Origin of the sequence: uncultured Microbacterium sp. (assembly GCF_963521645.1) — a bacterium.
Lineage (GTDB): Bacteria > Actinomycetota > Actinomycetes > Actinomycetales > Microbacteriaceae > Microbacterium.
The window spans coordinates 1-25169 of the sequence record NZ_CAUQVQ010000037.1 but is presented as its reverse complement, the minus strand read 5'-3'; the positions used below and the strand labels follow the sequence as shown (position 1 = coordinate 25169).

Below are 25169 nucleotides of genomic sequence, written 5' to 3'. Positions count from 1 at the left end.
AGATCTGCACCGAGACCTGGGAGGTGCACGACCGCATCGTCGAGCCCTTCGAGGGAGGCTACGCGGCCTACATCCTGCAGCGCGTCGAACGCGACCGCATGGCCGCCGCGACCGAGGCCAAGCGTCAGAACCTCGCCAAGAAGGAGCTCGCCTGGCTGCGGCGCGGTGCTCCTGCGCGCACCGCGAAGCCCAAGTTCCGCATCGACGCCGCCAACGAGCTGATCGCCGACGTGCCCGAGATCCGCGACAAGATCTCACTGCAGTCGCTCGCCGTGTCACGCCTCGGGAAAGACGTCGTCGACCTTCTCGATGTGGGCGTCACGTATCCGACGGCCGACGGTGGCACGCGCGAGGTGCTGCGCGATGTCGAGTGGCGCATCGCGCCGGGGGAGCGCACCGGCATCCTCGGCGTCAACGGCGCCGGCAAGTCGACACTTCTCGGACTCATCTCGGGCACCGTCGAGCCGACCGTCGGGCGCGTGAAGCGCGGCACGACAGTGAAGGTCAAGACGCTCACCCAGCGCCTCGACGAACTGGAGGATGTGAGGCGCGAGCCGGTGCGCGTCGTGATCTCGCGTCTGCGCACCTCGTACACGATGGGTGCAGGATCCAAGGCGCAGGAGCTCACGCCCGGACAACTGCTCGAGCGCCTGGGCTTCGACTCCGCGCAGCTCTCGACCCCGGTGAAGGACCTCTCCGGTGGTCAGCAGCGTCGCCTCCAGCTGTTGCTCGTGCTCCTCGATCAGCCCAACGTGCTGATCCTCGATGAGCCGACCAACGATCTCGACACCGACATGCTAGCGGCGATCGAAGACCTTCTCGACTCGTGGTCGGGCACCCTGCTCGTGGTCAGCCACGACCGGTACTTCCTCGAGCGCGTCACCGACCAGCAGTTCGCGATCCTCGACGGACACCTGCGGCATCTGCCCGGAGGGGTCGACGAGTATCTGCGCCTGCGCCAGCTGCAGACCTCGGCGCCCGGCAGGTCGCAGACGGCCGTCAACACGGAGAAGAAGGCCTCCAGCCTCGACGGTGCCGCGTTGCGCGCCGCTCAGAAGGAGGTCTCGTCGCTGGAGCGCCGTATCCAGAAGCTCACGCAGCAGGTCGACAAGGCGAAGACCGCTCTGGCAGACCATGACCAGGCGGACTTCGCGGGTCTCGGCGAGAAGATGAAGGCGATCAGCGACCAGCAGGCGGAGATCGAGGAGCTCGAGCTGCGCTGGTTCGAACTGACCGAGGAGCTCGACTGACGCAAGGCCGCGCCGGTCGGGTCTCGCGGGAATACGGGGACGGTGCGATGCGCTGTGCTCTGGGCGGGGTTCGATACCGACAGTTATCGCACAGCATGATCCTGCGGTATCCGGGAGGTTCAGATGGAAGGACTCGAGGTCACCGTCCTGATCGGACTGACGATCCTCGTGGGCACGCTGATCGCGCCGCGCGTGCGGCTCGCACTGCCGCTCGTGCTCGTGATCTTCGGACTGCTGCTCGGGTTCGTCCCGCAGCTGCGTGAGATCCAGCTGCCGCCGGAGACCGTGCTGCTGCTGTTCCTCCCCGTGATGCTCTTCTGGGAGAGCCTGACGACCTCGCTGCGGTCGATCCGTCGCGACTTCCGTTACATCCTGCCCATGAGCACGGTGCTCGTCGTGGCATCCGCGTTCGCCGTCGCGGGGATCGGGCTGCTGTTCGGGATGCCGTGGGAGACCGCTCTGATCCTCGGGGCCGCGGTGGCTCCGCCGGACGCGACGGCCGTGGCCGCGCTCGGTCGGCTGCTGCCCCGACGCATGTTCATGAAGCTCAAGGCCGAGAGCCTCACGAACGACGGCACCGCGCTCGTGCTCTACGCCATCGCCGTCTCCCTGGCTCTCGGCGGCAACATCACGCCGCTGACCGTCACGATGTCGGTGCTCACCTCATACGCCGGAGGCATCGCGGCCGGTGTCGTGATCGCGGCCCTCGGCTATCTGCTGCTGCGCCGCACCTCGTCGACGATCGTCATCAACGTCGCGCTCCTGCTCATCCCGTTCAGCGCCTTCCTGCTCGCCGAGATCGTGCACGCGTCCGGTGTCCTCGCCGTCGTGGTCGCGGGCCTCATCGTCGCCTACGTCTCGCCGCGGGTGACGACGGCCTCGTCGCGCCGGCAGGCCGACGCCGCCTGGCCGTTCGGGGTCTTCCTCCTCAACGGGGCGCTGTTCGTGCTCATCGGCCTCGAGGTGCAGTTCGTCGCGCATGAGATCTCGGCGGCGGCGATCGGCCGTCTCGTGCTGATCACCCTCGCGGTCTGGGCGACTCTGCTCGTGGTCAGGTACCTCTTCCAGCTGATGAACGCGCCGTTCCAGCGAAGGAACCCGGCACTCCCGTCCCGCGGCGCGAAGGCGCGGTCGATGGCGGTGTCCACGGTCGCGGGCATGAGGGGTGCCGTCTCCCTCGCGATCGCGCTGTCGGTGCCGGTCGCGAGCGCGACCGAGGGCGAGATCGCCGGCCGAGACGAGATCGTCTTCGTCACCGCGGGCGTGATCCTGCTCAGCCTGCTCGTGCAGGGCCCACTGCTGCCGGCGATCGTGCGCTGGGCGCGGTTCCCCGTCGACCACAGGGAGGACGAGGAGTACGAGCTCGCCGAGCGGACCATCTCTGGTGCCGCGCTGGCAGCCCTCGACGACCTCGCGATCGAGCACGCGGTCGGCCAGGAGGTCAGAGACAAGGTCCGCGCCGAGGGCTACCAGATGCTCGAGTTCTCCAACGCACGGGCGCTCGCACGCGAGCAGGCGATCGTCGACGCCGAAGCCCGGGCCCTGGATGCGATGCTCGACGAGCCCGACCCCCTCGGTGACGGTCGCGAGACGATCGGCGGTGGCTCGGATGCCGGGGGCGTCGATGCCGCGTCGAGCCGTCTGCGCCTGCCCATCGTCGGCGATGCGGACACCGTCGACGGCGAGGATGCGGAGGGCGAGGTCAGGACGCTGCAGATGCTCGCCACGTCGGCCGACGTCGATGTGATGCAGCGGTCGCCGCTGCTCCGGCACGAGGAGCACACGCGCCTGAAGCTCGCCCTGATCGATCGCAAGCGCGAGGTGCTGCTGGGGTTGCGTCGAGACGGCACGGTCGACGACCTCGTGGTCCGTCGCATCTCGGCTCGCCTCGACCTCGAGCAGGTGCGGCTGCAGGGCATCGAGGATTACGACTGAGAGCTGTGACGCTCTGTGACGCTCGATTGTCGCGCACCGCGTCGCCCTGCCTAACGTATTCGAGTCCCCCAAGAGAGGAACCCCGAACACTCATGTCCATCACAGCATCCCGTCGGACCACATCCGTCATCGCCGCGCTCGCCGCGGTCCCGCTCTTCGTCGCGCTCTCAGGCTGCGCGACCGCATCCTCCGACGCCGGCTCCGGTGACGGAGGATCCGGCGACGAGACCGTCAAGGTCGGCGTCGTCGGCAAGGGAGACGCACAGTGGGCGCCGTTCGTCGAGGCAGCGGCTGACGAGGGCATCACGGTCGAGCTCGTCGACTTCGGCTCCTACGAGCAGCCGAACCCCGCGCTGACCGAGGGCGAGATCGACCTCAACCAGTTCCAGCACATCGTGTACCTGGCCGACTACAACGTGAACTCGGGATCCGACCTCACGCCGATCGGTTCGACCGCGATCTACCCGCTCGGTCTGTACTCGAAGAAGTACGACGACGTCGACAGCATCCCCGAGGGCGAGACCGTCGCCGTCCCGGATGACGCGTCCAACCAGGCGCGTGCCCTCCTCGTGCTGCAGTCCGCAGGCCTGATCGAGCTCAAGAGCGGTGGCACCATCTTCTCCGACGTCGCCGACGTCGACACCGGTAAGTCCAAGGTCAAGGTCACGGCCCTCGAGGCCGCGCTCATCCCGACGTCGCTTCCTGATGTGGCCGCCGCGATCATCAACAACGACTTCGTCGAGGACGCGGGTCTGACGTTCGACGACGCGATCGCGCAGGACGACCCCGAAGACCCCAACGCGCTTCCGTACGTCAACATCTTCGCGGCCCGCGCCGACGAGGCCGACAACGAGACGTACCTCAAGCTCGTCGAGATCTTCCAGACGAACGAAGACGTCCAGGCTGGTCTGCTCGAGTCGTCGGGCGACACCGCGGTGCCGCTCCAGACCCCCGTCGAAGACCTCGTGTCGTCGCTGGAGAAGGTCCAGAAGGACACCGAAGCACAGAAGTGACTGCGCTGAGAGGGGAACCTCTCATCCGCATGCGAGAGAATCGGGTGGCGCTCCGTGCGTCACCCGATTCTTCGTTCCCGAAGCAGACCGGAGCAGCAGACATGCCCATCGTGAGCCTGACCAACGTGTCGAAGGCATACCCCGCCCGCACCCCTGGAGACAGGGAGGTGATCGCCGTGGATGACGTCACCCTCGACATCGAGAAGGGCGACGTCTTCGGGATCATCGGATACTCCGGTGCCGGCAAGTCGACGCTGGTGCGCCTGATCAACGCGCTCGAGCCGGCGACCGCCGGATCGATCCTCGTCGACGGGGTCGACGTGACCGCCCTGCGCGAGAGCGAGCTGCGCGCGGTCCGCGGCGGCATCGGCATGATCTTCCAGCAGTTCAACCTGTTCGCGTCCCGCAGCGTCAAGGCGAACATCGCCTATCCGCTCAAGCTGGCCGGCTGGTCGAAGGCGGACATCGAGGAGCGGGTCACCGAACTGCTCAGTTTCGTGGGTCTCTCCGACAAGGCGAAGGCATATCCCGAGCAGCTGTCCGGCGGGCAGAAGCAGCGCGTCGGCATCGCCCGCGCTCTCGCCACCGGCCCCGCGATCCTCCTCGCCGACGAGGCCACGAGCGCGCTCGACCCGCAGACCACCCATGAAGTGCTCGATCTGCTCAAGCGGGTCAACCAGGAGCAGGGCGTGACGATCGTGGTGATCACGCATGAGATGGACGTCATCCAGACCATCGCGACCAAGGTCGCCGTGATGGAGAACGGCCGGGTCATCGAGCAGGGCGACGTGTTCGACGTGTTCTCCGCCCCGCAGAACCCTGCCTCGCAGCGGTTCGTCGGTACGGTCGTCAAGGGCATCCCGACTCCGGCGGAGCTGTCGGTGCTGCGCGACCGGCACCAGGGCCGTCTCGTCACCTTCTCGTTCCGGGACGGCGACTCGTCCCAGGCGCAGGTCTTCCTCGACCTCGCCGGCGCCGGGCTGGACTTCGAGCTCGTGTACGGCGGCATCAACGACATCAGGGGTCGCGCCTTCGGCCACCTCACGCTCGCGATCCGAGGCGACGACGCCGCGATCGACCGCACACTCGCCGCGATAGCCGAGCGAGTCGACGTCACCGAGATCGCCGGAGAGGAGGCGCGCTGATGGACCGTCTGAACGAACTGTGGCCCGAATTCTGGAAGGCCGCCCTCGAGACCCTGTACATGACGTCGTTCGCGCTCGTGCTCGGCGGCATCCTCGGCCTGGCGATCGGTGTCATCCTCTACGTCACGCGTCCCGGCGGTCTCGCCCAGAACAAGCCGGTCTCGGTCATCGCGAATCTCGCGGTCAACTTCTTCCGCCCGATCCCGTTCGTGATCTTCATGGCGGTGGCTCAGCCGTTCGCGCGCGTGGTGGTGGGAACCGGGATCGGCACGACCGCAGGCGCCTTCATCATCGGCCTCGCGGCGGCGTTCGCGATCGGTCGCATCGTCGAGCAGCACCTCGTCTCCGTGTCGCCCGGAGTCATCGAGGCCGCGCGCGCGATGGGGGCGGGCCCGTGGCGCATCCTGTTCACCGTCGCCATACCCGAGTCCCTCGGACCGCTCATCCTCGGCTACACGTTCATCGTCGTCGCGCTCATCGACATGACGGCCATGGCCGGACTGATCGGGGGCGGCGGGCTCGGTGCCTTCGCCCAGATCTACGGCTTCCGGCAGTTCGAGCCGCTCGTGATGTGGGCGGCGATCATCCTCATCGTGGTCTTCGTGCACCTGGTGCAGATGCTCGGCACGCGCCTCGCGCGCAAGATCATGCGGCGCTGAGGCGCCCATCGCGTCGGGGGCCCGCCCGGGCCCACGAGGCCCATGCTCCACGCATGGGTCTCGTGCGTCGACGACGGTCTGGTCGGCTCAGGCGCCCGACGACGGCGCGTATCGCAGAGAGAGGCCTGTCGTGAACGTGCGTTCGCGATCGCTCAGCGGGTCGATGAACCGGAGCTCGCGCGCGAGCAACTGCATCGGGTTCTCGAAGTCGTCGGGCCTCTCGCCGCACAGCTCGGGGTAGAACGGGTCGTTCAGGATGCCGAGACCCAGCGCCGCGAGATGCACCCTGAGCTGATGCATCTTGCCGCTGTGCGGATGCAGCAGCGTGTGCACGACGTGCTCGTCGTGGTGGAGCACGTCGATCAGCGTCTCGGTATTCGGCTCGCGCTCGTCGTCGACCTGCACCTTCAGCTCGTTGCGGAGCTTCACGATGTGGTTGCGGTAGACGAGCGGGAAGCGCGACGGGTCCCAGTCAGCCGGTCGAGCCGACACCGCCTCGTACACCTTCTGCACCTGACGGGTCTCGAACAGCAGTTGATAGGGCCCTCTCGTGGCCGGGCGCGCCGAGAACATCAGCACGCCCGCCGTCGCCCTGTCCAGCCGATGAATCGGTGCGAGCTCGTCGTTGCCGAGCAGGTTGCGCAGCCTGATCAGCGCGGAGTTCTGCAGGAACTTCCCGCCGGGGATCGTCGGCAGGAAGTGGGGCTTGTCGATCACCACCAGGTCGTCATCCTGGTGGAGGATCTCGATCTCGACGGGCAGCCGGGTCTCGACGGGCGGGTCTCGGTAGTACCAGATGAACTCCTCGACGCCCAGGGGAGTGTCCCGCGCGAGGGGGGTGCCGTCGCGGGCGACGATCTCGCCGCGATCGAAGCGCGCGAGCAGCCCCTCGGGGTCGAGGTGGAAGAAGCGGTCGATCATGTAGGCGCCCACGGTCGGCCAGTCGCCGCTCATCGGCACATGCAGCCGCGTCGCACCCACGCCGTCGCGCACGGGAAGAGGAGAGAGCATGCCCACGGTGTCAGACCCTCACGCGTCGAAGCTCAGGCTCAGCTTGCGCAGCAGCGCGGCCAGGCGGTCGCGATCGCCGCGGGAGAGCGCCTTGAGCAGTTCCGCCTCGACATCGACGAGCCGGGTGATCGCCGCATCCACCCTGATCCGCCCGTCGTCCGTGAGGGTCACGAGCACGCTGCGACCGTCGGCCGGGTCGGCCTCGCGTCGCACGAAGCGGCGGCCGACCAATCGATCGATGCGGTTGGTCATGGTGCCGCTCGACACCAGGGTCTGCTGCAGCAGCTGCTTGGGGGAGAGCTGGAACGGGGTGCCCGCTCTGCGCAGTGCCGAAAGCACGTCCCACTCCCAGGCCTCCAGGTCGCTCCGGCGGAACACGTCGCGTCGCGCACGGTCGAGCAGGCGCGTCAGGCGGTCCATTCGCGACAGCACCTCGAGGGGTGAGAAGTCGAGGTCGGGGCGCTGCGTGTTCCAGGCGCCGACGATCCGGTCAACCTCATCCGCCTCAGTCATCCGTCCATTATCGCCGGTGGCACGTATGCGGACGTGGCAGACTTGAGATCGCGGCTCCTTCGGGGGCCGTGGTCCGCCGTGGTGTAATGGCAGCACGACAGCCTTTGGAGCTGTTAGGTCTAGGTTCGAGTCCTGGCGGCGGAGCATGACTGGGAACAAGCTCGCCATCATCGTCCTCGCCGCGGGGCAGGGGACGCGCATGCGCTCGCGCCTGCCGAAGGTGCTGCATCCGATCGGAGGGCGCCCGCTGGTCGGTCATGTGCTGACCACCGCGACGCGACTGGGTGCCGATCACATCGAGGTCGTGGTGCGTCACGAACGCGACCAGGTCGTCGCCGCGCTGACGGAAGACTATCCCGACGCCGTGTTCGTCGATCAGGACGATGTGCCCGGCACAGGTCGCGCCGTGCAGGTCGCGATCGACCGGCTCCCCGAGGACTTCGACGGCGACGTGCTCGTGCTCTCCGGCGATGTGCCGCTGCTCGAGGTCGACACGCTGCGGGCTCTCGTCGACGGGCACCGCGCCGTGTCCGCCGCGGCCACCCTGCTCACCGCGCACCTCGACGACCCCCGGGGCTACGGCCGGGTGATCCGCGACTCCGACGGCACCGTGCAGCGCATCGTGGAGCAGAAGGACGCCACGGACGACGAGGCGGCCGTGACCGAGATCAACGCAGGCGTGTATGTGTTCCGCGCGGGCGAGCTGCGCACCCAGCTGGCGCGGGTCACTCAGGACAACGCGCAGGGCGAGATGTACCTCACCACCGTGATCGAGCTGCTCCGGGCGGCCGATCGTCCGGTCGCCGCCGAGGTCGCCGCCGACACCGCATCGACGTTCGGCATCAACGACCGCATCCAGCTCGCGGAGGCCGGGCGTGTGCTGAACGACCGCATCGTTCGGCACTGGCAGCGCGAAGGCGTGACCGTGATCGACCCGGCCACCACGTGGATCGACGACGATGCCTCGCTCGCTCCCGACGTCACCGTTTTGCCCAACACCCACATCCTGCGGGCGACGACGATCGCCGAGGGCGCGATCATCGGCCCCGACACGACTCTCGTCGGCTGCGAGGTGGGGGAGGATGCGATCGTCCGCCGCACCGACGCGTCGTTCGCCGTGATCGGCGCCGAGGCCACGGTCGGTCCGTTCTCGTTCCTGCGACCGGGCACCGTGCTGGGCGCGCGCGGCAAGATCGGCGCCTACGTCGAGACCAAGAACGCCGAGATCGGCGAGGGCAGCAAGGTCCCGCATCTGTCGTACGTCGGCGACGCGACCATCGGACGCGGCGTCAACCTCGGCGCCAGCACCATCACCGCGAATTACGACGACGTGAACAAGCACCGCACCGTCGTGGAGGACGAGGTGCACACGGGGTCGCACACGACCCTCGTCGCGCCCGTTAGGCTGGGAGCTGGCGCCAAGACAGGTGCCGGCGCCGTGGTCCGCAAGGACGTGCCCGCCGGCTCTCTTGCCATGAGCGTCGCCCCTCAGCGCAACATCGAGGGTTGGGTCGAGAAGAACAGGGCAGGCACGGGTGCGGCAGATGCCGCAGCCCGATCGCGAGTGGCGGAATAGGCGAAAACGATGGCGCGCAAGAAGAAGACGGTCGATCTGGACCGGGACAACGGCATCGCACCGGGACTGGTCGCCAAGACGAAGAAGCGGCTCGTCGTGGCCGGCGGGCGTTCGCACCCCGAGCTGACTGCAGCCGTGGCGGCCGCACTCGGCACCGAGGTCGTTCCGACCGAGCACCGCACGTTCGCATCGGGCGAGATCTACGCACGGTTCGAGGTGTCGATCCGAGGCTGCGACCTCTTCCTCATCCAGACCTTCGGTGAGCCGGTCAACGAGTGGCTCATGGAGACGCTCATCATGATCGACGCCGCGAAGCGCGCGTCGGCCAAGCGCATCACGGTCGTCGCTCCGTACTATCCGTATTCGCGTCAGGACAAGAAGGGCCGCGGCCGCGAGCCGATCAGCGCCCGTCTCGTCGCCGACCTCCTCAAGACGGCCGGCGCCGACCGCGTCATGAGCGTCGACCTGCACGCCGCGCAGATCCAGGGCTTCTTCGACGGCCCCGTCGACCACCTGTTCGCCAAGCCCGTGCTGCTCGAACATTTCGAGCGCACGCTCAGCCCGGCCGATCGCGAGATCCTCACCGTGGTGTCGCCCGACATGGGCCGCGTGCGCGTGGCCGACACCTGGTCGGACAGCCTCGGCGCCCCGCTGGCGATCATCCACAAGCGTCGCGACCCGAAGGTCGCCAACCAGGTCTCGGTGCACGAGATCGTCGGAGCGGTCGAGGGCCGCACGTGTCTCCTCGTCGACGACATGATCGACACCGGTGGGACCATCGTGAAGGCCGCTCAGGCGCTCAAGGCCAACGGAGCGCACCGCGTGATCGTCGCAGCGACCCATGCGATCTTCAGCGACCCGGCATCCGAGCGGCTGCAGGACGCGTCGATCGACGAGGTCGTCATCACCGACACGATCCCGCTGACCGAGTCGCGCCGCTGGGACACGCTCACCGTGCTCCCGATCGCCCCGATGCTGGCTCGCGCCATCCACGAGGTGTTCGAGGACGGATCCGTGACGAGCATGTTCGGCGGAGACGCGTAGGCGACGCACACATCGGACACAGCGCGCACATAGATGCTGTACCTACGGTCGAATCAACACACCGATCAAAGCCGGGAGGACCATCATGATCCGCACGACTGTACCGACTCCGCTCCGCAAGGGAGCAGCCATCGCCGGCGTCGCCGGACTCCTCGTGCTCGCCGGATGCTCGGGCACGGCTGACGCCGAGGACACGTCGACGGGTGACTCCTCGAGCACCGGCTCGACCACGGACACGGGCTCCGGCTCGTCGGCGTCGGGGGAGTACGCCGACGGCACCTACACCGCCGACGGGTCGTACAAGACGCCGGAGACCGTGGAGGAGATCTCCGTGACGCTCACGATCGCCGATGGTCTGGTGACCGACGTCGAGGTGACGGGCGACCCTCAGGCCCGCGAGAGCGAGCAGTACCAGGGACAGTTCATCGACGGGATCTCCGATGAGGTCGTGGGCAAGTCCCTCGACGAGATCGACGTCAGCAAGGTGGCGGGTTCCTCGCTCACCAGCGGCGGGTTCAACAAGGCCGTCGACGCGATCAAGGAGCAGGCCGCCGCGTAGGCGCCTGAGCCGGCACCATGGCGATCTGGCGTTTCGACGCGATCGGCACCCGCTGGGAGATCGAGACCGCGCACGAGTTGCGGTCTGCGGAGCGGGAGCTCGTCGACGCAGAGATCGATCGGTTCGACCGCGAGTGGTCGCGGTTCCGCGACGACTCCTCGGTGATCGCGATGAGTCGCGCGGGCGGCACGATCTCGTCGAGCGACGCCGGAGCGATGCTCGACGCCTATCGTGAGCTGTCCCGCGCGACAGCGGGAGCGGTGAATCCGCTCGTGGGCGAGAGCCTCGAAGCGCTCGGATACGACGCGGACTACACGCTCGTCGCAGGGGCGCCGCTCGTGGCTCCGCACGGGTGGACCGACCGCATCCGGTGGACGGAGCGGGAGGCGACGGCGTCCGAGCCCTCCCTGATCGATGTCGGTGCGCTCGGCAAGGGGCGTCTCGTCGACCTCGTCATGGACGCCCTGCGCGATGTGCCCGGCGATCTCCTGGTGGATGCCGGGGGAGACATGCGCGCTCGCGGGTCCGCCGTGCGCGTGGGCCTCGAGCATCCGTACGATCCCACCAAAGCCATCGGCGTCGTGGAGCTGCAGGACGCCGCGCTGTGCGCATCGGCCGTCAACCGCAGGGCGTGGGGTGACGGCCTCCACCACGTGCTCGACGCGCGCACAGGCGTGCCGGTGCGCACCTGGGCGGCCACATGGGCGATGTCGACCGATGCGATGCGGGCGGACGCCGTGGCCACCGCCCTGTTCTTCGACGGCGGCCCGGAACTCGCCGCATCGTGGGACGTGCACTGGGTCCGGATGACGACGGACGGCCGCGTCGAGCGCTCGCCCGGGTGTCCCGCTGAATTGTTCACACGCCGCTGACGCGCGGAGATACGGAAGAGTCGAACAGTGATCACCTCCCTCACCACCATGCGGCAACGCGTTCTCGCGCTCCTCGGCGCCATCTCGATGTATCGCCTCGTGCTCTTCTCGTTGCTCGCGCTGGCGGTCATCGCGGTCGTGCTCTCTTCGCTGCGCGTCATCGTGTCGCCGACGCCCCTCGAGATTCTGGCGTCGTTCGCGATCCTGGCTCTCGTGATCTCGATCTCGGACGCCCTCGCGCAACGCGTGCTGCGGCTGCCCTGGCGGATCGAGTCCTCGCTCGTCACCGCGCTGATCCTGCTCTTCGTGCTGCGCCCGGGCACCGAGCCCCTGGCGATGCTCGGCCTCGCGATCGCGGGGGCGGTGGCGAGCATGTCGAAGTATCTGATCGTGTGGCGCGGACGGCATATCCTCAACCCCGCAGCATTCGGGGCAGCCGTCGTGTCGATCCTCGGATCCTTCGGCGCGTTCGAGTGGCTGGGCACGTCGTCGTCGTGGTGGGTCGGCACACCGTCGTTGTTCGTGCCCGTGCTGGTGCTCGGTCTCGTCGTGCTCTGGCGCACCGAGAAGGTGCGCGTCGTGGCGACGTTCCTCGTCATCGCCGTCGCCGTGTCGGTGCTGAGGCAGGCCGTGCAGGCTCAGGAGTTCTCGATCGACTTCGACCTCGCATCCGCCCTGTCGTTCGCCCTGCTGCAGTCGCCCTTCCTGTTCCTGGGCGCCTTCATGCTCTCCGAGCCGCTGACACTGCCCCCGCGCCGCTGGCAGCAGTTCTCCGTCGCTGCGCTGGTCGGCGTCCTCGCCGGGTGGCCCATCGCGGTCGGCGGACTCTTCACCCTCGGCCAGGAGCGTGCCCTGCTGATCGGGAACCTCCTCGCGTTCGCCTTCTCCGTGCGGGGTTCCGTGCGGCTCGTCCTCGAGAAGAGGCGGCTCATCACTCCGACCGCGCAGGAACTCACCTTCCGCGCGAAGGGGAAGGTGCGCTTCCTCGCCGGGCAGTATCTGGAGCTCGACGTGCCGCACGGTCGGCCCGACGCGCGCGGCACCCGGCGCGAGTTCAGCATCGTCTCTGCACCGGCGGACCTGCCCACGCTGCGCATCGCGTACAAGGACGGGGACCAGAAGCACCCGTCGAGCTACAAGCGGGCGCTCGCGGCCGCCGAACCCGGCGCGACCCTGGCCGTCACCGGCACCTGGGGCGACTTCCTCCTGCCGCGATCCGAGACCCCCGTGCTGATGGTGGCCGCAGGCATCGGAGTCACTCCGTTCGTGTCCCAGCTGCGCCAGCTGAAGGCGACAGGACAGCACCGCGACGTCGTGCTCGTCTACGTGGCCTCGGACAGCTCGGAGCTCGCATTCCGCGACGAGATCGCCGCGACCGGTGCGCGCGTCATCGTCTTCACCCGTGACGAGCCGAGCGGTCTTGCGGATCACTGGTCATGGGCGCAGGGCGCGCGGCTCGACGCCGCCGAGCTCGAGCGCTTCGTGCCCGACCTCGCCTCGCGGCACGCGTACATCTCGGGTCCTCCGCGGTTGATCGCGGACCTCGCTCCTGCGCTGCGGAAGGCACGCTCTCTCACGACCGACGCGTTCGCCGGGTACTGACGGCGCGCACGCCCCCGGTCTAGGCCGAGGGCTGCGCGTCGACGCCTGCGGCCGGAGTGAGCGGCAGTCGGACGGCGAAGGTCGTGTCGCCCGGCGTGCTCGTCACGGAGATCTCGCCACCGTGCCCTTCCACGATCGCCTTGGCGATGGCGAGTCCGAGTCCCGTGCCTCCGGTCTGCCGGGCGCGCGAGCTGTCACCGCGGGCGAAGCGGGCGAAGAGCTCGTCTCGCACGGCCGGATCGATGCCCGGGCCGTCGTCGTGCACGCTGATGATGGCATCGTCGCCCTGTCGGGCCACACGCAGGGTGATCGATGTTCCCGCTGGTGTGTGCGTGCGGGCGTTCGCGAGCAGGTTCGCCACGACCTGATGCAGGCGCCCCGCATCGCCCATGATCACGATCGGCTCATCGGGGACCTCGACGTTCCAGTGATGATCCACGGCCGTGGGTCGGGCGTCGGAGATCCCTTCGAGAGCCAGCTGCGTGAGGTCGACGGTGCCGTGAACGAGCTCGCGTCCCTCGTCGAGGCGCGCCAGCAGCAGCAGGTCCTCGACGAGGCGGGTCATCCGCAGCGACTGGGCCTGGATGCGCTCGAGCGACGTGGTCGTGCCCTCGATCGCAGCCTCGGTGCCCTGCTGCTTCAGGGCGCGCAGCGACAGCTCCGAGTATCCGCGGATCGACGACAGCGGCGTGCGCAGCTCATGACTGGCGTCGGCGACGAACCGCCGCATCCGCTCCTCGTTCTTCTGGCGCGCGGCCAGTGAGGCGTTCACGTGGTCGAGCAGCGTGTTCAGAGACGCACCCACGAGGCCCGTCTCGGTGCGCGGGTCCGCTTCGGCCGCCGGCACCCGCTCGGTGATCTGCACCTCACCGCGATCGAGAGGCTGGTTCGCGACTCGCGTGGCCGTGGCGGCGACAGCCCGCAGCGGCCGGAGACCGACCCTGATGGTGATCGCGGTCGTCAGCGCGAGAAGGATCAGCCCGCCGAGGGTCGCCAGCACGATGACGGTCAGAAGGGTCGTCAGCTGATTCTGGATGTCGGTGCGCGGGAGCCCGGTGACGACGTTCACGCCGTTGGGCGCCTGTTGCACGACCACGAGGTAGGAGCCGAAGTCGTCGAGAGTGACCGTGCCCACGCGGCGGCCGTCGAGCGCTGCATCGATCCGCTCGAGATCAGCGCTCGTCAGCGGCTGCGACACGCCGCTCAGCTCGCCCTTCGTGTCGGGGAACACGATCCCGCTGGTGCCGCCCGCGGTGCTCGAGACCGCCATCAGGATGCCGGGAGGAACCCGCGACCCCTGTCCTTCGAAGATGGCGTCGACGTCGGCGTACTTCGCCGGCACGCTGCCGACCGTCTGGGTGACCTGGCCGGAGTAGTTCATCACCTTGTCCTGGAGCTGCTGTTCGAGCGTCCCGCCGAGCAGCGCGCTGGTGATCACGGCGACGATCACGAGGATGAGCGAGACGAAGCCGATCACGGCTGTCATCAGCCGTGTCTGCAGGCTCATGGGGCGCCCGGCCATCCTCGGGGTGCTCACTGAGGAGCCTTGATCATGTATCCGACGCCTCGCACGGTGTGCAGCAGCGGGGTCCGTCCGGCGTCGATCTTCTTGCGCAGGTACGAGATGTACAGCTCGACCACCGAGGACTTGCCGCCGAAGTCGTAGCTCCACACCCGGTCGAGGATCTGCGCCTTCGAGAGCACCCGTCGCTCATTGCGCATGAGATACCGGAGCAGTTCGAACTCGGTCGCGGTGAGCTCGATCTCGGTGCCGTCGCGCATGACCTCATGGCTGTCCTCGTTGAGCGTGAGGTCGGCGACGCGGAGGATCGACTGTCCGTCGTCGGCCGTGGCGTGCCCGGTACGGCGGATGATGGCGCGCAGTCGCGCGATGACCTCTTCGAGGCTGAACGGCTTGGTGACGTAGTCGTCGCCCCCCGCGGTGAGGCCCGCGACCCGGTCGCCCACGGCATCCTTCGCGGTGAGGAAGAGCACCGGCACGAGGCTGCCCGACTCACGCAGTCGACGCAGGACCGCCATGCCGTCGAGGTCGGGCATCATGATGTCGAGCACGAGCGCGTCGGGCTCGAATTCGCGCGCGACCTGCAGAGCCTCCAGGCCGGACGACGCCGTGCGCACCTCCCAGCCCTCCATCCGCAGCGCCATCGCGAGCAGATCGGTGAGCATCTGCTCATCGTCGACGGCAAGGATGCGCAGGGGCGAGCCGTCGGGGCGGCGCAGTTCGGGGAGATCGGTGCTCATGAGTACATTCTGCGGAATCTCCTATGGGGTTTCTATGGAAACAGCTATGCGTGCCCTGGGAGAACGAGCACGCATAGCCTTCTCATCGGTGCTCCCTCGATTCCCCCAAAGTCGTCTCCTTAGCGTCGTCATCGGCTCGCGATCGGCGCGACGGAAGGAGATGCATGTACGGGACATATCTGCGGCGCGAGGTGGCGGGCCGCAAGAAGCAGACGACGATCGTGGCGATCGGGCTCGCGATCGCCATCGCGCTGGTGATCATGGTGAACGCGCTCACGGCGGGCGTGCGCGACGCGCAGGCGCAGGCGCTGGAATCCGTCTACGGCGTCGGCACCGACCTCACGGTCACGGGTGCCGCGGCCGAACCGGGGGAGGGCGGAGGGCAGCGCTTCGACTTCGGTGCGGATGACGGCGTGACGGAGGGCGACTCGACGACACTGAGCCGGTCGACGCTGATGACCGACGTCATGCGGGGCACGCTCGACGCCTCGGTGCTCGACACCGTCACGTCGACGGACGGGGTCACCGCTGCAGCCGCGGCGCTCAGCCTCACCCACTCGACGTTCTCGGGCGAGCTGCCGAGCGGCGGCTTCGGGGAGCAGGAAGGTACGACCGAGGACGCTGCTCCGAGCGAGGGGCAGGCCCCTCCGCAGGGCGGCCCGGACGGCGGCGGCGGCGGCTCCTTCGGCGTCGACTCGTTCACGGTTCTCGGCATCGACCCCGCCGCGACCTCCGTCGGTCCGCTCGCCTCCGTCGCGATCACCGACGGCCGGGCTCTCGACGCCGACGACTCCGCGGCGCTCGTCGCCCTGGTCGACGCGACCTATGCGACCACGAACGAGATCGCCGCCGGCGGCTCGATCGACGTCGCGGGCTCCGACGTCGAGGTCGTCGGCATCGTGGCATCCACATCCGGTTCCGCGGACACCGCGGCCGATGTGTACCTGCCCCTCGACACCGCCCGAGAGCTCTCCGGAGCCGGAGACATCGTCTCCACGGTCTACGTGCAGGCCGAGTCCGCATCGTCGATCGAGGCGGTGCAGGCGGTCCTCGCGGACGAGCTGCCCGATGCGACGATCACGTCGCAGGCCGAGCTCGCCTCGACCGTCTCGGGGTCTCTGTCGAGTGCCACGTCGCTCATCACGAACCTCGGTACCTGGCTGTCGATCATCGTGCTCGCGGTGGCCGTGCTGCTGTCCGTGCTGTTGACGCTCTCGGGCGTCTCCCGTCGGACCCGCGAGTTCGGAACCCTCAAGGCGATCGGCTGGTCGAACGGGCGAGTGGTGCGCCAGGTCGCCGGAGAGTCGATGGTGCAGGGACTGATCGGCGGAGTCGGAGGACTCGTCCTCGGGATCGCCGGGATCGTCGTGATCAACCTCGTGAAGCCGACCGTCGCCGCAGCATCCGCGACCGGCGCCGACGGCGGTCCCGGCGGCATGGGCGGCGGTCCCGCCGGAGGTGGCGGGATGTTCCAGACCCCGCAGGCGGCCGACATCGTGCTGCAGGCGCCGTTCACCCCGTGGGTCCTGGTCGCGGCCGTGGGCCTGGCCGTGCTCGGCGGCCTCGTGGCGGGCGCCTTCGGCGGATGGCGGGCCGCGCGCCTCAGCCCGGCCGAGGCCCTGCGGTCCGTCGCCTGACCCCGATCCGACATCACAGACAAGGAGAGAATCATGACCATCGCAGACATCGCCCCCGCAGCAGACGGAACCGACGCCACGGCTCCGCTGTACCGTGCTCAGAACGTCACCCGCACCTACCGGCAGAAGGGGAGGGTGGTGAAGGCGCTCATCGGCGTCGACCTGACGATCCATCCCGGGGAGTTCGTCACGATCCAGGGGCCGACCGGCGGCGGCAAATCGACTCTGCTGCAGATGCTCGGGGCGCTGGACAGGCCGTCGTCGGGGTCGCTGATGCTCGGCGAGATCGAGCTCGCCGCGGCGTCGGCCCGCGAGTTGAGTCGCATCCGTGCCGAGGAGATCGGTTTCGTCTTCCAGGGCTTCAACCTGATCCCGACGCTCACGGCGGCAGAGAACGTGGACATGGCTCTCGAGCCGATGGATCTCGGCCGCGCCGAGCGATCGGCTCGGGTCGTCGAGGCTCTCGCCCACGTCGGCCTCGCCGACCGCGGTGACCACCTGCCCACCGAACTCTCCGGCGGCCAGCAGCAGCGGGTGGCCATCGCGCGGGCGATCGTCAAACGGCCGCGAGTGCTGCTCGCAGACGAACCGACGGGCAACCTCGACGAGAGCATGAGGGACGAGATCCTGACGCTGCTCGAAGGGCTGTGCGCCGAGGGCATCACCATGGTCGTCGTCACGCACGACTCGGCCGTGGCTCGGCGGGCGACTCGGCGGCTGCGGCTCGCGAAGGGCACGGTGCAGGACATCACCCGATGAGACATGACGAAGGCCCCGGCGGAACCCGCCGGGGCCTTCGTCATGCGTCAGAGAGCGCTCAGTGCGTGTCCTCGGCCTCGATCTCGGTGCGGTCGCCCGACCACTGCGTGTGGAACGTGCCGGGCTTGTCGATGCGCTTGTAGGTGTGCGCGCCGAAGAAGTCGCGCTGACCCTGCACGAGTGCGGCGGGGAGACGGTCGGCGCGGATGCCGTCGTAGTACGACAGCGACGACGAGAACGCCGGCGCAGGGATGCCCGCCTGTGCGGCCGCGACCACGACGCGACGCCACGCGGCCTGGGCGCGCGTGATCGCCTCGGTGAAGTACGGAGCCGTCAGCAGCACGGGAAGATCGGGGGTCTCGGCGTATGCGTCGGCGATGCGGTTGAGGAACTGCGCGCGGATGATGCACCCACCCCGCCAGATCTTCGAGATCGCGCCGAGGTCGATGTTCCAGCCGTATTCGGCGGCGCCGGCGCGGATCTCGTCGAAGCCCTGCGAGTACGCCACGATCTTCGAGGCGTAGAGCGCGAGACGGACGTCCTCGATGAATGCGGCCTCGTCTGCGACGGTGAAGGCCTCGTCGGGACCGGGGAGCGAGCCGGCGACCTCGCGCTGCTCCGGGTGCGACGACAGCGAGCGGGCGAACGTGGCCTCGGCGATGCCCGAGACGGGAACGCCGAGAGAGAGGGCGGTCTGCACCGTCCAGGCGCCGGTGCCCTTGGCGCCGGCCTGGTCGAGGATCACGTCGACGAGCGGCTTGCCCGTCTCGGCATCCACCTGGCGCAGCACCTCTGCGGTGATCTCGATCAGGTACGACTCGAGCTCGCCCTTGTTCCACTCGGCGAAGATCTCCGCGATCTCCGCGGGGGACTTGCCCGTGCCGCGGCGGATGAGGTCGTAGGCCTCGGCGATCAGCTGCATGTCGGCGTACTCGATGCCGTTGTGCACCATCTTCACGAAGTGCCCGGCTCCGTCGTGGCCGACGTGCGTGACGCAGGGCTCGCCCTCGGCGACCGCCGCGATGGACTTGAGGATCGGGCCGAGGGTGATCCACGACTCGTCCGAGCCGCCGGGCATGATCGACGGACCGGTGAGCGCGCCCTCCTCGCCGCCCGAGATGCCGGCGCCGACGAAGTTGATGCCGGTCTCGCGGACAGCCTTCTCGCGGCGGATCGTGTCGGGGAAGTAGGCGTTGCCGCCGTCGACGATGATGTCGCCCGGCTCGAAGACCTCGACGAGGGAGTCGATCACGGCGTCGGTCGGGCCACCGGCCTTGACCATGATGATCGCCGTGCGCGGCTTCTGCAGCGAGTCCGCGAACTCGCGATAGGTCTGGGCCGGGATGAACCCCGCTTCAGGATGCTCGGAGACGAGCGTCTCGGTCTTCTCGTAGCTGCGGTTGAAGATCGCCACCGTGTTGCCCTCGCGGCTGGCGAGGTTGCGGGCGAGGTTCGAACCCATGACGGCGAGTCCGACGACTCCGATGTTCGCTGATGCTTCGGGCACAGATGGCTCCTAGATCGAGAAGAAGGGGATGCTCTCAGGATATCGCGCGTGCTCGGGAGCGAGGTCGCGTGTGACGGCCGAGCACGGCCGACGAGGAGCCGCAGGTTGAGCGATCAGGGAACGGGGGTCAGTCCTTGCGGTAGCCCGAGCGGCCGAGGGAGAAGAGGGCTCCGAACGTGGCGACGGCGGCGCAGAGCGTCATGGCTCCGATGAGCCAGGCGATCGCGTGGGAGAAGAAGACGCCGTCGAGCATGAGGAACTCCATGTTCTGCGAGAGGGAACGGTGTCTTCAGCCTAACGGGTCATCGGGTACCATGAAGGGAGTACCTCGGCGAGGGATGAGCGCGCGTGCGCGCGAATCCGTTATCGACGCGGCGAAGCAAGCCCGGTGGCTTCTTTCACGTGTCTGCGTTCGAGAGCTGTTCCATAGACCACCGCGCGGCTGCTCGCTGCGTGCCCCGAAGGAGAACCCCATGTCTGAAGACACCAAGGTCCAGGCCGAGCTTCGCGAGAACTTCGGCAAGGGCTTCGCCCGTCGCCTCCGCGCCGCCGGCAAGATCCCCGCCGTCCTGTACGGTCACGGCACCGAGCCCGTGCACGTCGCGCTGCCGGGCCACCAGGTCTCGCTCATCATCCGTCGTGCGAACGCCCTGCTCGAGCTCGACATCGACGGCACGGACCACCTCGCGCTGGTCAAGGACGTCCAGAAGGACCCCGTGCACCAGATCATCGAGCACATCGACCTGCTCGTCGTGAAGAAGGGCGAGAAGGTCACGATCGACGTTCCGCTCATCGTCACCGGTGAGTCGTTCGCCGGAACCATCGCGAACCTCGACGCGACCACGCTGTCGATCGAGGCAGAGGCGACGCACATCCCGCAGAACATCGAGGTCTCGGTCGAGGGGCTCGAAGAGGGCGCCCACATCACGGCGGCCGACGTGGTGCTGCCGAAGGGCTCGACCCTGCTGACCGACCCCGAGGTTCTCGTGGTCGCGATCTCGGTGCCGGTGCTCGACCTCGAGACCGACACCACCGCCGAGGAGCCCGCCGAGGGCGAGACCGAGGCAGAGGCCGCTCAGGAGGACGCCGCGGAGTGATCTCCGCCGGCGCAGCACTCAGCTGACTGCATCACAGAGGGGGCGCGAGCACATCGCGCCCCCTCTGTCGTATTCTGACCCGGGCCGCAAGACCCGAACCCGAGAGGACGACCGCATGGCATCCACCTGGCTGGTGGTGGGGCTCGGCAATCCGGGCCCGCGATACGAGGCCACGAGGCACAACGTCGGTCAGATGGTGATCGACGAACTCGCAGCCCGACGCTCCGAGAGGTTCCGCGAGCACAAGGGCGGCGCGCGAGTCATCGAGACATGGCTTCGCCCCGGAGGCGACAAGATCGTGCTCGCCAAGCCGAACACGTTCATGAACGTCTCCGGAACGCCCGTCGCCGCGCTCGCGAAGTTCTACTCGGTGCCCGCAGAACGCATCGTGGTCGTGCACGATGAGCTCGACATCCCTTTCGACACCGTCAAGCTCAAGATCGGCGGGGGACACGGCGGACACAACGGGGTGCGAGACATCGCCCGAGCGATCGCCACGCCCGAGTTCCCGCGCGTGCGCGTCGGCATCGGCCGACCGGTCGGCCGGCAGGATCCCGCGGACTGGGTGCTCTCGCCGTTCGGCAAGGACGAGCGGGCGAACCTGCCGATCCTCGTCTCCGATGCTGCCGACGCGGTCGAGCTCCTCGTCGCGGAGGGGCTGCTGGCGGCTCAGCAGAAGCACCACGCGCCGCGCTGAGCTGCGCCGCGGCTGACGCCGTGGGCCGTGATCGGAGTGGCGACGATCAGGGCATGAAGCCGGACGCCGTACCCACCGACAGCGCGAAGACGAGCCCGATCCAGAAGATGATCGGGCCGATCGCCGCCACGACGATCGCGGCGATCCCGGCGCCGCGCCCCTGCTTCTTGCGGATCGCGATGATCCCCATGACGATGGCGGCGATGCCGAGGACCGTTCCCGTCCAGAACGCGATCTCCGCCCACAGCACCTGCTCCCGGGCGGGGGAGAGGACCGTCAGGACGTCGGGTGCGCTGGTGTCGAGTCCACCGGGAAGACGAGAGCCGATCTCGAATCCTGCGATGCCTCCGATGACGGGGATCACAGCGGCGGCCACGATCGCCAGAACCAGCGCCACGATGCCGAGCAGGGCGGATCCCTTCTCGCGCACAGGCGGCCTCAGCTCGTACGTGCCCGCAGGTGTCGCATAGCCTCCGACAGGCACCTGGTAGGCGCCCGGCGGGGCCGCCTGAGGGACGGGAACCGACGGGGCGGGTGCCTGCACACCCGGGTACGCTCCCTGCGCCCGGTCGCCCGGGTATCCGGGTGCGCCGGCGTACGGCGGAGCGATGGGCGGCGCCGCGGGAGACGGCTGCGCGGGAGACGGCTGCGCGGGAGGGGGGAACGCGCCGGCGGGCGGTGGCCCGACATACGGCGGAGGTGCGATCGGAGGCTGACCCGCCGGGGGAGGAGGGCTCGCGGGAACGGCTCCGGACGGGGGCAGCTGCGGATCAGTCACGCCCCCATCCTAGGCCGCTGTCAGACGCGACGAAGCAGTCCGACGCGGTCGTACACCGCGGTGAGGGTCGCGTCCGCGACCTCGTCGGCCCGTGCCGCATTGGCCGCGAGGATGCGGTCGAGCTCGGCGGGGTCGTCGAGAAGCTCGAGAGCGCGCGCACGCACCGGCTCGAACTCTGCGACGACGACCTCGGCGAGACCCTTCTTGAAATCGCCGTAGCCGCGGCCGGCGTACTCGTCTTCGATCGCGCCGATCTGGCGACCGGTGAGCGCCGCGTAGATCGTGAGCAGATTGGAGACGCCGGGCTTGTTCTCACGGTCGAAGCGCACCGAGCCCTCGTTGTCGGTCACCGCGCGCATGATCTTCTTCGCCGACTTGGCCGGGTCGTCGAGCATCCACAGCACGCCGGCGTCGCTCTCGGCCGACTTCGACATCTTCGACGTGGGGCTCTGCAGGTCGTAGATGCGCGCGGTGTCCTTCTGGATCACAGGGCGAGGAACGACGAAGGTCTCGCCGAAGCGCGAGTTGAAGCGCTCGGCGAGGTCGCGCGTGAGCTCGACGTGCTGCTTCTGGTCGTCGCCGACCGGAACGACATCGGTCTGGTAGAGCAGGATGTCGGCGGCCATGAGCACCGGGTACGTGAACAGACCCACGCTCGTGGCGTCTGCGCCGTAGCGCGCCGACTTGTCCTTGAACTGGGTCATGCGACCGGCCTCGCCGAAGCCCGTGATGGTCGACAGGATCCAGGCGAGCTCGGCGTGTGCGCGCACGTGCGACTGCACGTAGAGAGTGGACTTCGCCGGTTCGATGCCTGCGGCGATGTATTGGGCGGCCGTGCGACGGGTCTTTTCCCGCAGCTCCGCCGGGTTCTGAGCGACCGTGAGCGCGTGCAGGTCGACGACCGAGAAGTAGGCGTCGTAGGAGCTCTGCAGGTCACGCCACTGCAGGAGGGCCCCGATGTAGTTGCCGATCTGCAGCGAGTCGGCGGAGGGCTGCATTCCTGAGTAGAGACGTGGTTTCATCACGCTCTCAATCCTATGGGGCGGGGACTGCGGGTGATCCCGCCGACGGTCCGCCGTCGACCGCCCCTCGCCGTCAGTAGGTGTAGTCGACCACGACCGGCGCGTGGTCGCTCCACCGCTGGTCATACGCCACCGCGCGTGCGACGTGGTACGCGGTCGCGCGCTGTGCGAGCGCAGGGGTGGCCAGGTGATAGTCGATGCGCCATCCGGAGTCGTTGTCGAAAGCCTTCCCGCGCATCGACCACCAGGTGTAGGGTCCCTCCACCTCGCCGTGGAATGCGCGTCCGACGTCGACCCATCCGAGTCCCGAGCCCGTCGAGCCGTCGGCGCCCTCGACCGTGTCGCCTCGTGCACCGAGGAAGCGGTCGAAGTAGGCGCGCTCGCGAGGCAGGAAGCCGGCCTTCTTCCGGTTGCCGCGCCAGTTCTTGATGTCGAGCTCACGATGGCCGACGTTGAGGTCGCCCGTGACCAGGGCAAGAGATGAGTCGTCGGCGCCCAGCTCGGCGAGCCGACTCTCGAAGGCGTCGAGGAACTTCCACTTCTCGTCCTGCTTGGGGGTGTCGGCCTCACCGCTGTGCACGTACGCGCTGACGACGGTGAGCGGTCGATCGCCGATCAGGAAGTCGGCTTCGATCCAGCGACCCTTCGAGTCGAAGTCGTCGGGACCGAAGTCCGTGCGTGAGGCGAGCGCCGGGAAACGGCTGGCGATCGCGACGCCGGCGCGCCCCTTGGCCGTGGCCTCGTCGTGAACGAACGTCCACCCGGGGAGTGCAGCCTCGAGATGCTCGTCCTGGCCGCGGACCTCCTGCAGTGTCAGGATGTCGACGTCTGCGGCGTCGAGCCAGGTGCTCATGCCGTTGCGAGCCGCCGCTCGGATTCCGTTGACATTGACCGAGGCGATACGCAGATGAGGCATGTCCTCCAGCCTAACGAGGGCCGCCGACATCCCGAGACGCGCGCTGCAGATCCGACAGCAGGCGCTGCGTGAGGGGTGTCGGGGTCTCCGGCGGCGGGGGAGCGGAGGCCTCGAGGTGCGCGAGCTCCGCCTCGGCGGCTCGCACGGCCCTCTGGGCCGGCCATGCGCGGTACCACGGCGCGGAGTCGCGATCCGCCTGCGCCTCGCGCAGGCGGATCCGCGCAGCCCGCACGAGCGTCTCGTGCTCGGCGGCGCGGCGCTGGGCATCGGTCTGCGGCAGCAGGGGGAGGTCGCGATCCTGCGCGGCCACCGCTATCCACGAAGAGGCCACGAGCATTACCACCCCGTTGACGCGGAACCACAGGAGAAGACCGACGAAGATCGCGAAGGTCGCCAGCAGAGGATTCGACGGCGTGTAGCTCAGCAGGAAGCCCACACCGAACTGCAGGATCGTCATGGCGCCGCCGCCGAGCAGGGCACCGGGCCAGATCACGCGCCACTGCAGCGACGTGCCCGTCAGGAATCGCACCATGGCGGCGAGTGCCGCGGACAGGATCCCGAACGACACCAGCACCGTGCCGATGCGGATGCTGGTCAGGCCGTCGAGCGCCGATCCCCATCCGAGCATCCCGAGGATCCAGCTCAGCGCCGCCGCGCTCGCAGAGCTGAGCAGCGAGCCGACGATCAACGAGACGCCGAAGAGGAGCGCGGCCAGCAGATCGCGCGCCTTCAGGAGGACGTAGCTGCGCAGGTCGGGCGGAAGGCCGAAGATGTCCCTCGTCGCACGCCGCGAGAAGGTCACCCAGCCGATGGCCGTCCAGATCACGGTGCCGAGCGCGATCAGTCCGGTGACGCTGAGCACGCCGGTCGTGTTCGCCGCGATCTCCTGCACCTGTGCGGGCGTGAAGACTCCGCCCTGTTCCAGGATGAGATTCGGGACGTAGCTGTTGATGATGTCGATCAGTCCGTCGACCGCTTCGGCGCTTCCCCCCAGCCACAGACCGGTGATGGCGAAGGCGAGGTAGATCGCCGCGAAGATGGCGAACAGCGCCTGATAGCTCACCCCCGCCGCGAGCAGGAAGCCGTTGTGCTGGAGGAAGTGACGCCAGACGCGCACCGGGAACAGACCCAGCGTGCGCTTGGTCAGCTCGGTCGCGCGTTCGACCGCCGCATCGAGACGGCCGGCCTCTGATTCGGCGGAATCGCGAGCTGACACGTCTTCACCTTATCCAAGCGTGCAGAAGGGCGGGGCGGCGCCGGGGGGCCCCCCCCCGGGGGCCGCCGAGGTCAGGGCGGGGCCGGCCCCGCCCCCGCG

At 68.6% G+C, this 25169-nt stretch carries 24 protein-coding genes and 1 tRNA gene; 15 read left to right on the top strand and 10 right to left on the bottom strand.

All coding sequences use genetic code 11. The features are described 5' to 3' along the window. The 5 genes from RWO82_RS09760 to RWO82_RS09740 form a co-directional block, all read left to right on the top strand. Nucleotides 1–1250 (top strand): ATP-binding cassette domain-containing protein (locus RWO82_RS09760; protein WP_314426225.1); only part of this gene is annotated, 1250 nt, incomplete at its 5' end. 123 nt (nucleotides 1251–1373) lie between these two features. After that, nucleotides 1374–3185 (top strand): Na+/H+ antiporter, encoded by a 1812-nt coding sequence (locus RWO82_RS09755; RefSeq protein WP_314426223.1) that lies wholly within the window; start codon nucleotides 1374–1376, stop codon nucleotides 3183–3185. Nucleotides 3186–3277: 92 nt separating this feature from the next. After that, nucleotides 3278–4198, top strand: coding sequence for a MetQ/NlpA family ABC transporter substrate-binding protein (locus RWO82_RS09750; protein WP_314426221.1), 921 nt, complete (start codon nucleotides 3278–3280; stop codon nucleotides 4196–4198). A gap of 101 nt (nucleotides 4199–4299) precedes the next feature. After that, entirely contained in the window at nucleotides 4300–5343 is a 1044-nt protein-coding gene (locus RWO82_RS09745) for a methionine ABC transporter ATP-binding protein (RefSeq protein WP_314426219.1), read from the top strand. After that, complete coding sequence (locus tag RWO82_RS09740; RefSeq protein ID WP_314426216.1) at nucleotides 5343–6002, top strand: methionine ABC transporter permease; 660 nt, start codon at nucleotides 5343–5345, stop codon at nucleotides 6000–6002. The genes RWO82_RS09745 and RWO82_RS09740 overlap by 1 nt, the downstream gene beginning before the upstream one ends. An 87-nt stretch (nucleotides 6003–6089) precedes the next feature. On the opposite strand, the gene RWO82_RS09735 is transcribed toward RWO82_RS09740, so the two are convergent. Next, a complete protein-coding gene (locus RWO82_RS09735) occupies nucleotides 6090–7013 on the bottom strand; it encodes a pseudouridine synthase (RefSeq protein ID WP_314426214.1) in 924 nt (307 codons plus the stop codon). Between the two features lie 18 nt (nucleotides 7014–7031). Beyond that, nucleotides 7032–7526: a MarR family winged helix-turn-helix transcriptional regulator gene (locus RWO82_RS09730; protein WP_194763559.1), complete on the bottom strand. Its 495-nt coding sequence runs from the start codon at nucleotides 7524–7526 to the stop codon at nucleotides 7032–7034. 72 nt (nucleotides 7527–7598) lie between these two features. Here RWO82_RS09730 and RWO82_RS09725 point away from each other — a divergent pair. From RWO82_RS09725 to RWO82_RS09700, 6 genes are all read left to right on the top strand, one after another. Beyond that, nucleotides 7599–7670, top strand: a tRNA-Gln gene (locus RWO82_RS09725). Nucleotide 7671: 1 nt separating this feature from the next. Continuing rightward, complete coding sequence (gene glmU / locus RWO82_RS09720; protein WP_314426210.1) at nucleotides 7672–9102, top strand: bifunctional UDP-N-acetylglucosamine diphosphorylase/glucosamine-1-phosphate N-acetyltransferase GlmU; 1431 nt, start codon at nucleotides 7672–7674, stop codon at nucleotides 9100–9102. Between the two features lie 9 nt (nucleotides 9103–9111). Beyond that, nucleotides 9112–10146, top strand: coding sequence for a ribose-phosphate diphosphokinase (locus RWO82_RS09715; protein WP_314426208.1), 1035 nt, complete (start codon nucleotides 9112–9114; stop codon nucleotides 10144–10146). A gap of 85 nt (nucleotides 10147–10231) precedes the next feature. Then, a complete protein-coding gene (locus RWO82_RS09710) occupies nucleotides 10232–10705 on the top strand; it encodes an FMN-binding protein (RefSeq protein WP_314426206.1) in 474 nt (157 codons plus the stop codon). A gap of 17 nt (nucleotides 10706–10722) precedes the next feature. Next, a complete protein-coding gene (locus tag RWO82_RS09705; RefSeq protein ID WP_314426203.1) occupies nucleotides 10723–11577 on the top strand; it encodes an FAD:protein FMN transferase in 855 nt (284 codons plus the stop codon). 27 nt (nucleotides 11578–11604) lie between these two features. Beyond that, on the top strand, nucleotides 11605–13179 hold the full coding sequence (locus RWO82_RS09700) for a flavodoxin reductase (protein WP_314426200.1): 1575 nt from the start codon (nucleotides 11605–11607) through the stop codon (nucleotides 13177–13179). A gap of 19 nt (nucleotides 13180–13198) precedes the next feature. On the opposite strand, the gene RWO82_RS09695 is transcribed toward RWO82_RS09700, so the two are convergent. Both RWO82_RS09695 and RWO82_RS09690 read right to left on the bottom strand, forming a co-directional pair. After that, a complete protein-coding gene (locus tag RWO82_RS09695) occupies nucleotides 13199–14686 on the bottom strand; it encodes an ATP-binding protein (protein ID WP_314426197.1) in 1488 nt (495 codons plus the stop codon). Nucleotides 14687–14712: 26 nt separating this feature from the next. Then, complete coding sequence (locus tag RWO82_RS09690; RefSeq protein ID WP_056280043.1) at nucleotides 14713–15441, bottom strand: response regulator transcription factor; 729 nt, start codon at nucleotides 15439–15441, stop codon at nucleotides 14713–14715. 164 nt (nucleotides 15442–15605) lie between these two features. Between RWO82_RS09690 and RWO82_RS09685 the strand changes: the two genes are divergently transcribed. Together RWO82_RS09685 and RWO82_RS09680 are read left to right on the top strand one after the other, a co-directional pair. Next, on the top strand, nucleotides 15606–17078 hold the full coding sequence (locus RWO82_RS09685) for an ABC transporter permease (protein ID WP_314426194.1): 1473 nt from the start codon (nucleotides 15606–15608) through the stop codon (nucleotides 17076–17078). Between the two features lie 33 nt (nucleotides 17079–17111). Beyond that, a complete protein-coding gene (locus tag RWO82_RS09680; RefSeq protein WP_314426190.1) occupies nucleotides 17112–17837 on the top strand; it encodes an ABC transporter ATP-binding protein in 726 nt (241 codons plus the stop codon). 58 nt (nucleotides 17838–17895) lie between these two features. Here the strand turns inward: RWO82_RS09680 and gndA are convergent, their stop codons facing one another. Both gndA and RWO82_RS09670 read right to left on the bottom strand, forming a co-directional pair. Continuing rightward, nucleotides 17896–19344, bottom strand: coding sequence for an NADP-dependent phosphogluconate dehydrogenase (gene gndA / locus RWO82_RS09675; RefSeq protein WP_314426187.1), 1449 nt, complete (start codon nucleotides 19342–19344; stop codon nucleotides 17896–17898). Nucleotides 19345–19471: 127 nt separating this feature from the next. Next, nucleotides 19472–19609, bottom strand: a complete 138-nt coding sequence (locus tag RWO82_RS09670; RefSeq protein ID WP_201470279.1) for a hypothetical protein — start codon at nucleotides 19607–19609, stop codon at nucleotides 19472–19474. A 208-nt stretch (nucleotides 19610–19817) separates the two neighbouring features. On the opposite strand from RWO82_RS09670, the gene RWO82_RS09665 reads away from it, so the two are divergent. Continuing rightward, nucleotides 19818–20441 carry a 50S ribosomal protein L25/general stress protein Ctc gene (locus RWO82_RS09665; RefSeq protein WP_314426185.1) on the top strand — a complete coding sequence of 208 codons (624 nt, stop codon included), beginning with the start codon at nucleotides 19818–19820 and terminating at the stop codon, nucleotides 20439–20441. A gap of 115 nt (nucleotides 20442–20556) precedes the next feature. Continuing rightward, a complete protein-coding gene (pth, locus tag RWO82_RS09660; protein ID WP_314426183.1) occupies nucleotides 20557–21138 on the top strand; it encodes an aminoacyl-tRNA hydrolase in 582 nt (193 codons plus the stop codon). A gap of 46 nt (nucleotides 21139–21184) precedes the next feature. Here the strand turns inward: pth and RWO82_RS09655 are convergent, their stop codons facing one another. The 4 genes from RWO82_RS09655 to RWO82_RS09640 all read right to left on the bottom strand — a co-directional run bounded on the left by RWO82_RS09655 (nucleotide 21185) and on the right by RWO82_RS09640 (nucleotide 25070). Then, a complete protein-coding gene (locus RWO82_RS09655; RefSeq protein WP_314426180.1) occupies nucleotides 21185–21916 on the bottom strand; it encodes a hypothetical protein in 732 nt (243 codons plus the stop codon). Nucleotides 21917–21936: 20 nt separating this feature from the next. Next, nucleotides 21937–22938 carry a tryptophan--tRNA ligase gene (gene trpS, locus RWO82_RS09650; protein WP_314426228.1) on the bottom strand — a complete coding sequence of 334 codons (1002 nt, stop codon included), beginning with the start codon at nucleotides 22936–22938 and terminating at the stop codon, nucleotides 21937–21939. A gap of 73 nt (nucleotides 22939–23011) precedes the next feature. Then, nucleotides 23012–23854 (bottom strand): exodeoxyribonuclease III, encoded by an 843-nt coding sequence (locus tag RWO82_RS09645; protein ID WP_314426177.1) that lies wholly within the window; start codon nucleotides 23852–23854, stop codon nucleotides 23012–23014. A gap of 10 nt (nucleotides 23855–23864) precedes the next feature. Beyond that, entirely contained in the window at nucleotides 23865–25070 is a 1206-nt protein-coding gene (locus RWO82_RS09640) for a YihY/virulence factor BrkB family protein (RefSeq protein ID WP_314426174.1), read from the bottom strand. Nucleotides 25071–25169 lie beyond the last annotated feature (99 nt).

Excerpts from the sequence above, each read along its gene's own strand:
- RWO82_RS09755 (WP_314426223.1), top strand. The coding sequence starts at position 1,374 with ATGGAAGGACTCGAGGTCACCGTCCTGATCGGACTGACGATCCTCGTG.
- RWO82_RS09750 (WP_314426221.1), top strand. The coding sequence starts at position 3,278 with ATGTCCATCACAGCATCCCGTCGGACCACATCCGTCATCGCCGCGCTC.
- RWO82_RS09745 (WP_314426219.1), top strand. The coding sequence starts at position 4,300 with ATGCCCATCGTGAGCCTGACCAACGTGTCGAAGGCATACCCCGCCCGC.
- RWO82_RS09740 (WP_314426216.1), top strand. The coding sequence starts at position 5,343 with ATGGACCGTCTGAACGAACTGTGGCCCGAATTCTGGAAGGCCGCCCTC.
- RWO82_RS09735 (WP_314426214.1), bottom strand. The coding sequence starts at position 7,013 with ATGCTCTCTCCTCTTCCCGTGCGCGACGGCGTGGGTGCGACGCGGCTG.
- RWO82_RS09730 (WP_194763559.1), bottom strand. The coding sequence starts at position 7,526 with ATGACTGAGGCGGATGAGGTTGACCGGATCGTCGGCGCCTGGAACACG.
- glmU (WP_314426210.1), top strand. The coding sequence starts at position 7,672 with ATGACTGGGAACAAGCTCGCCATCATCGTCCTCGCCGCGGGGCAGGGG.
- RWO82_RS09715 (WP_314426208.1), top strand. The coding sequence starts at position 9,112 with ATGGCGCGCAAGAAGAAGACGGTCGATCTGGACCGGGACAACGGCATC.
- RWO82_RS09710 (WP_314426206.1), top strand. The coding sequence starts at position 10,232 with ATGATCCGCACGACTGTACCGACTCCGCTCCGCAAGGGAGCAGCCATC.
- RWO82_RS09705 (WP_314426203.1), top strand. The coding sequence starts at position 10,723 with ATGGCGATCTGGCGTTTCGACGCGATCGGCACCCGCTGGGAGATCGAG.
- RWO82_RS09695 (WP_314426197.1), bottom strand. The coding sequence starts at position 14,686 with ATGAGCCTGCAGACACGGCTGATGACAGCCGTGATCGGCTTCGTCTCG.
- RWO82_RS09690 (WP_056280043.1), bottom strand. The coding sequence starts at position 15,441 with ATGAGCACCGATCTCCCCGAACTGCGCCGCCCCGACGGCTCGCCCCTG.
- RWO82_RS09685 (WP_314426194.1), top strand. The coding sequence starts at position 15,606 with ATGTACGGGACATATCTGCGGCGCGAGGTGGCGGGCCGCAAGAAGCAG.
- RWO82_RS09680 (WP_314426190.1), top strand. The coding sequence starts at position 17,112 with ATGACCATCGCAGACATCGCCCCCGCAGCAGACGGAACCGACGCCACG.
- RWO82_RS09670 (WP_201470279.1), bottom strand. The coding sequence starts at position 19,609 with ATGGAGTTCCTCATGCTCGACGGCGTCTTCTTCTCCCACGCGATCGCC.
- RWO82_RS09665 (WP_314426185.1), top strand. The coding sequence starts at position 19,818 with ATGTCTGAAGACACCAAGGTCCAGGCCGAGCTTCGCGAGAACTTCGGC.
- pth (WP_314426183.1), top strand. The coding sequence starts at position 20,557 with ATGGCATCCACCTGGCTGGTGGTGGGGCTCGGCAATCCGGGCCCGCGA.
- trpS (WP_314426228.1), bottom strand. The coding sequence starts at position 22,938 with ATGAAACCACGTCTCTACTCAGGAATGCAGCCCTCCGCCGACTCGCTG.
- RWO82_RS09645 (WP_314426177.1), bottom strand. The coding sequence starts at position 23,854 with ATGCCTCATCTGCGTATCGCCTCGGTCAATGTCAACGGAATCCGAGCG.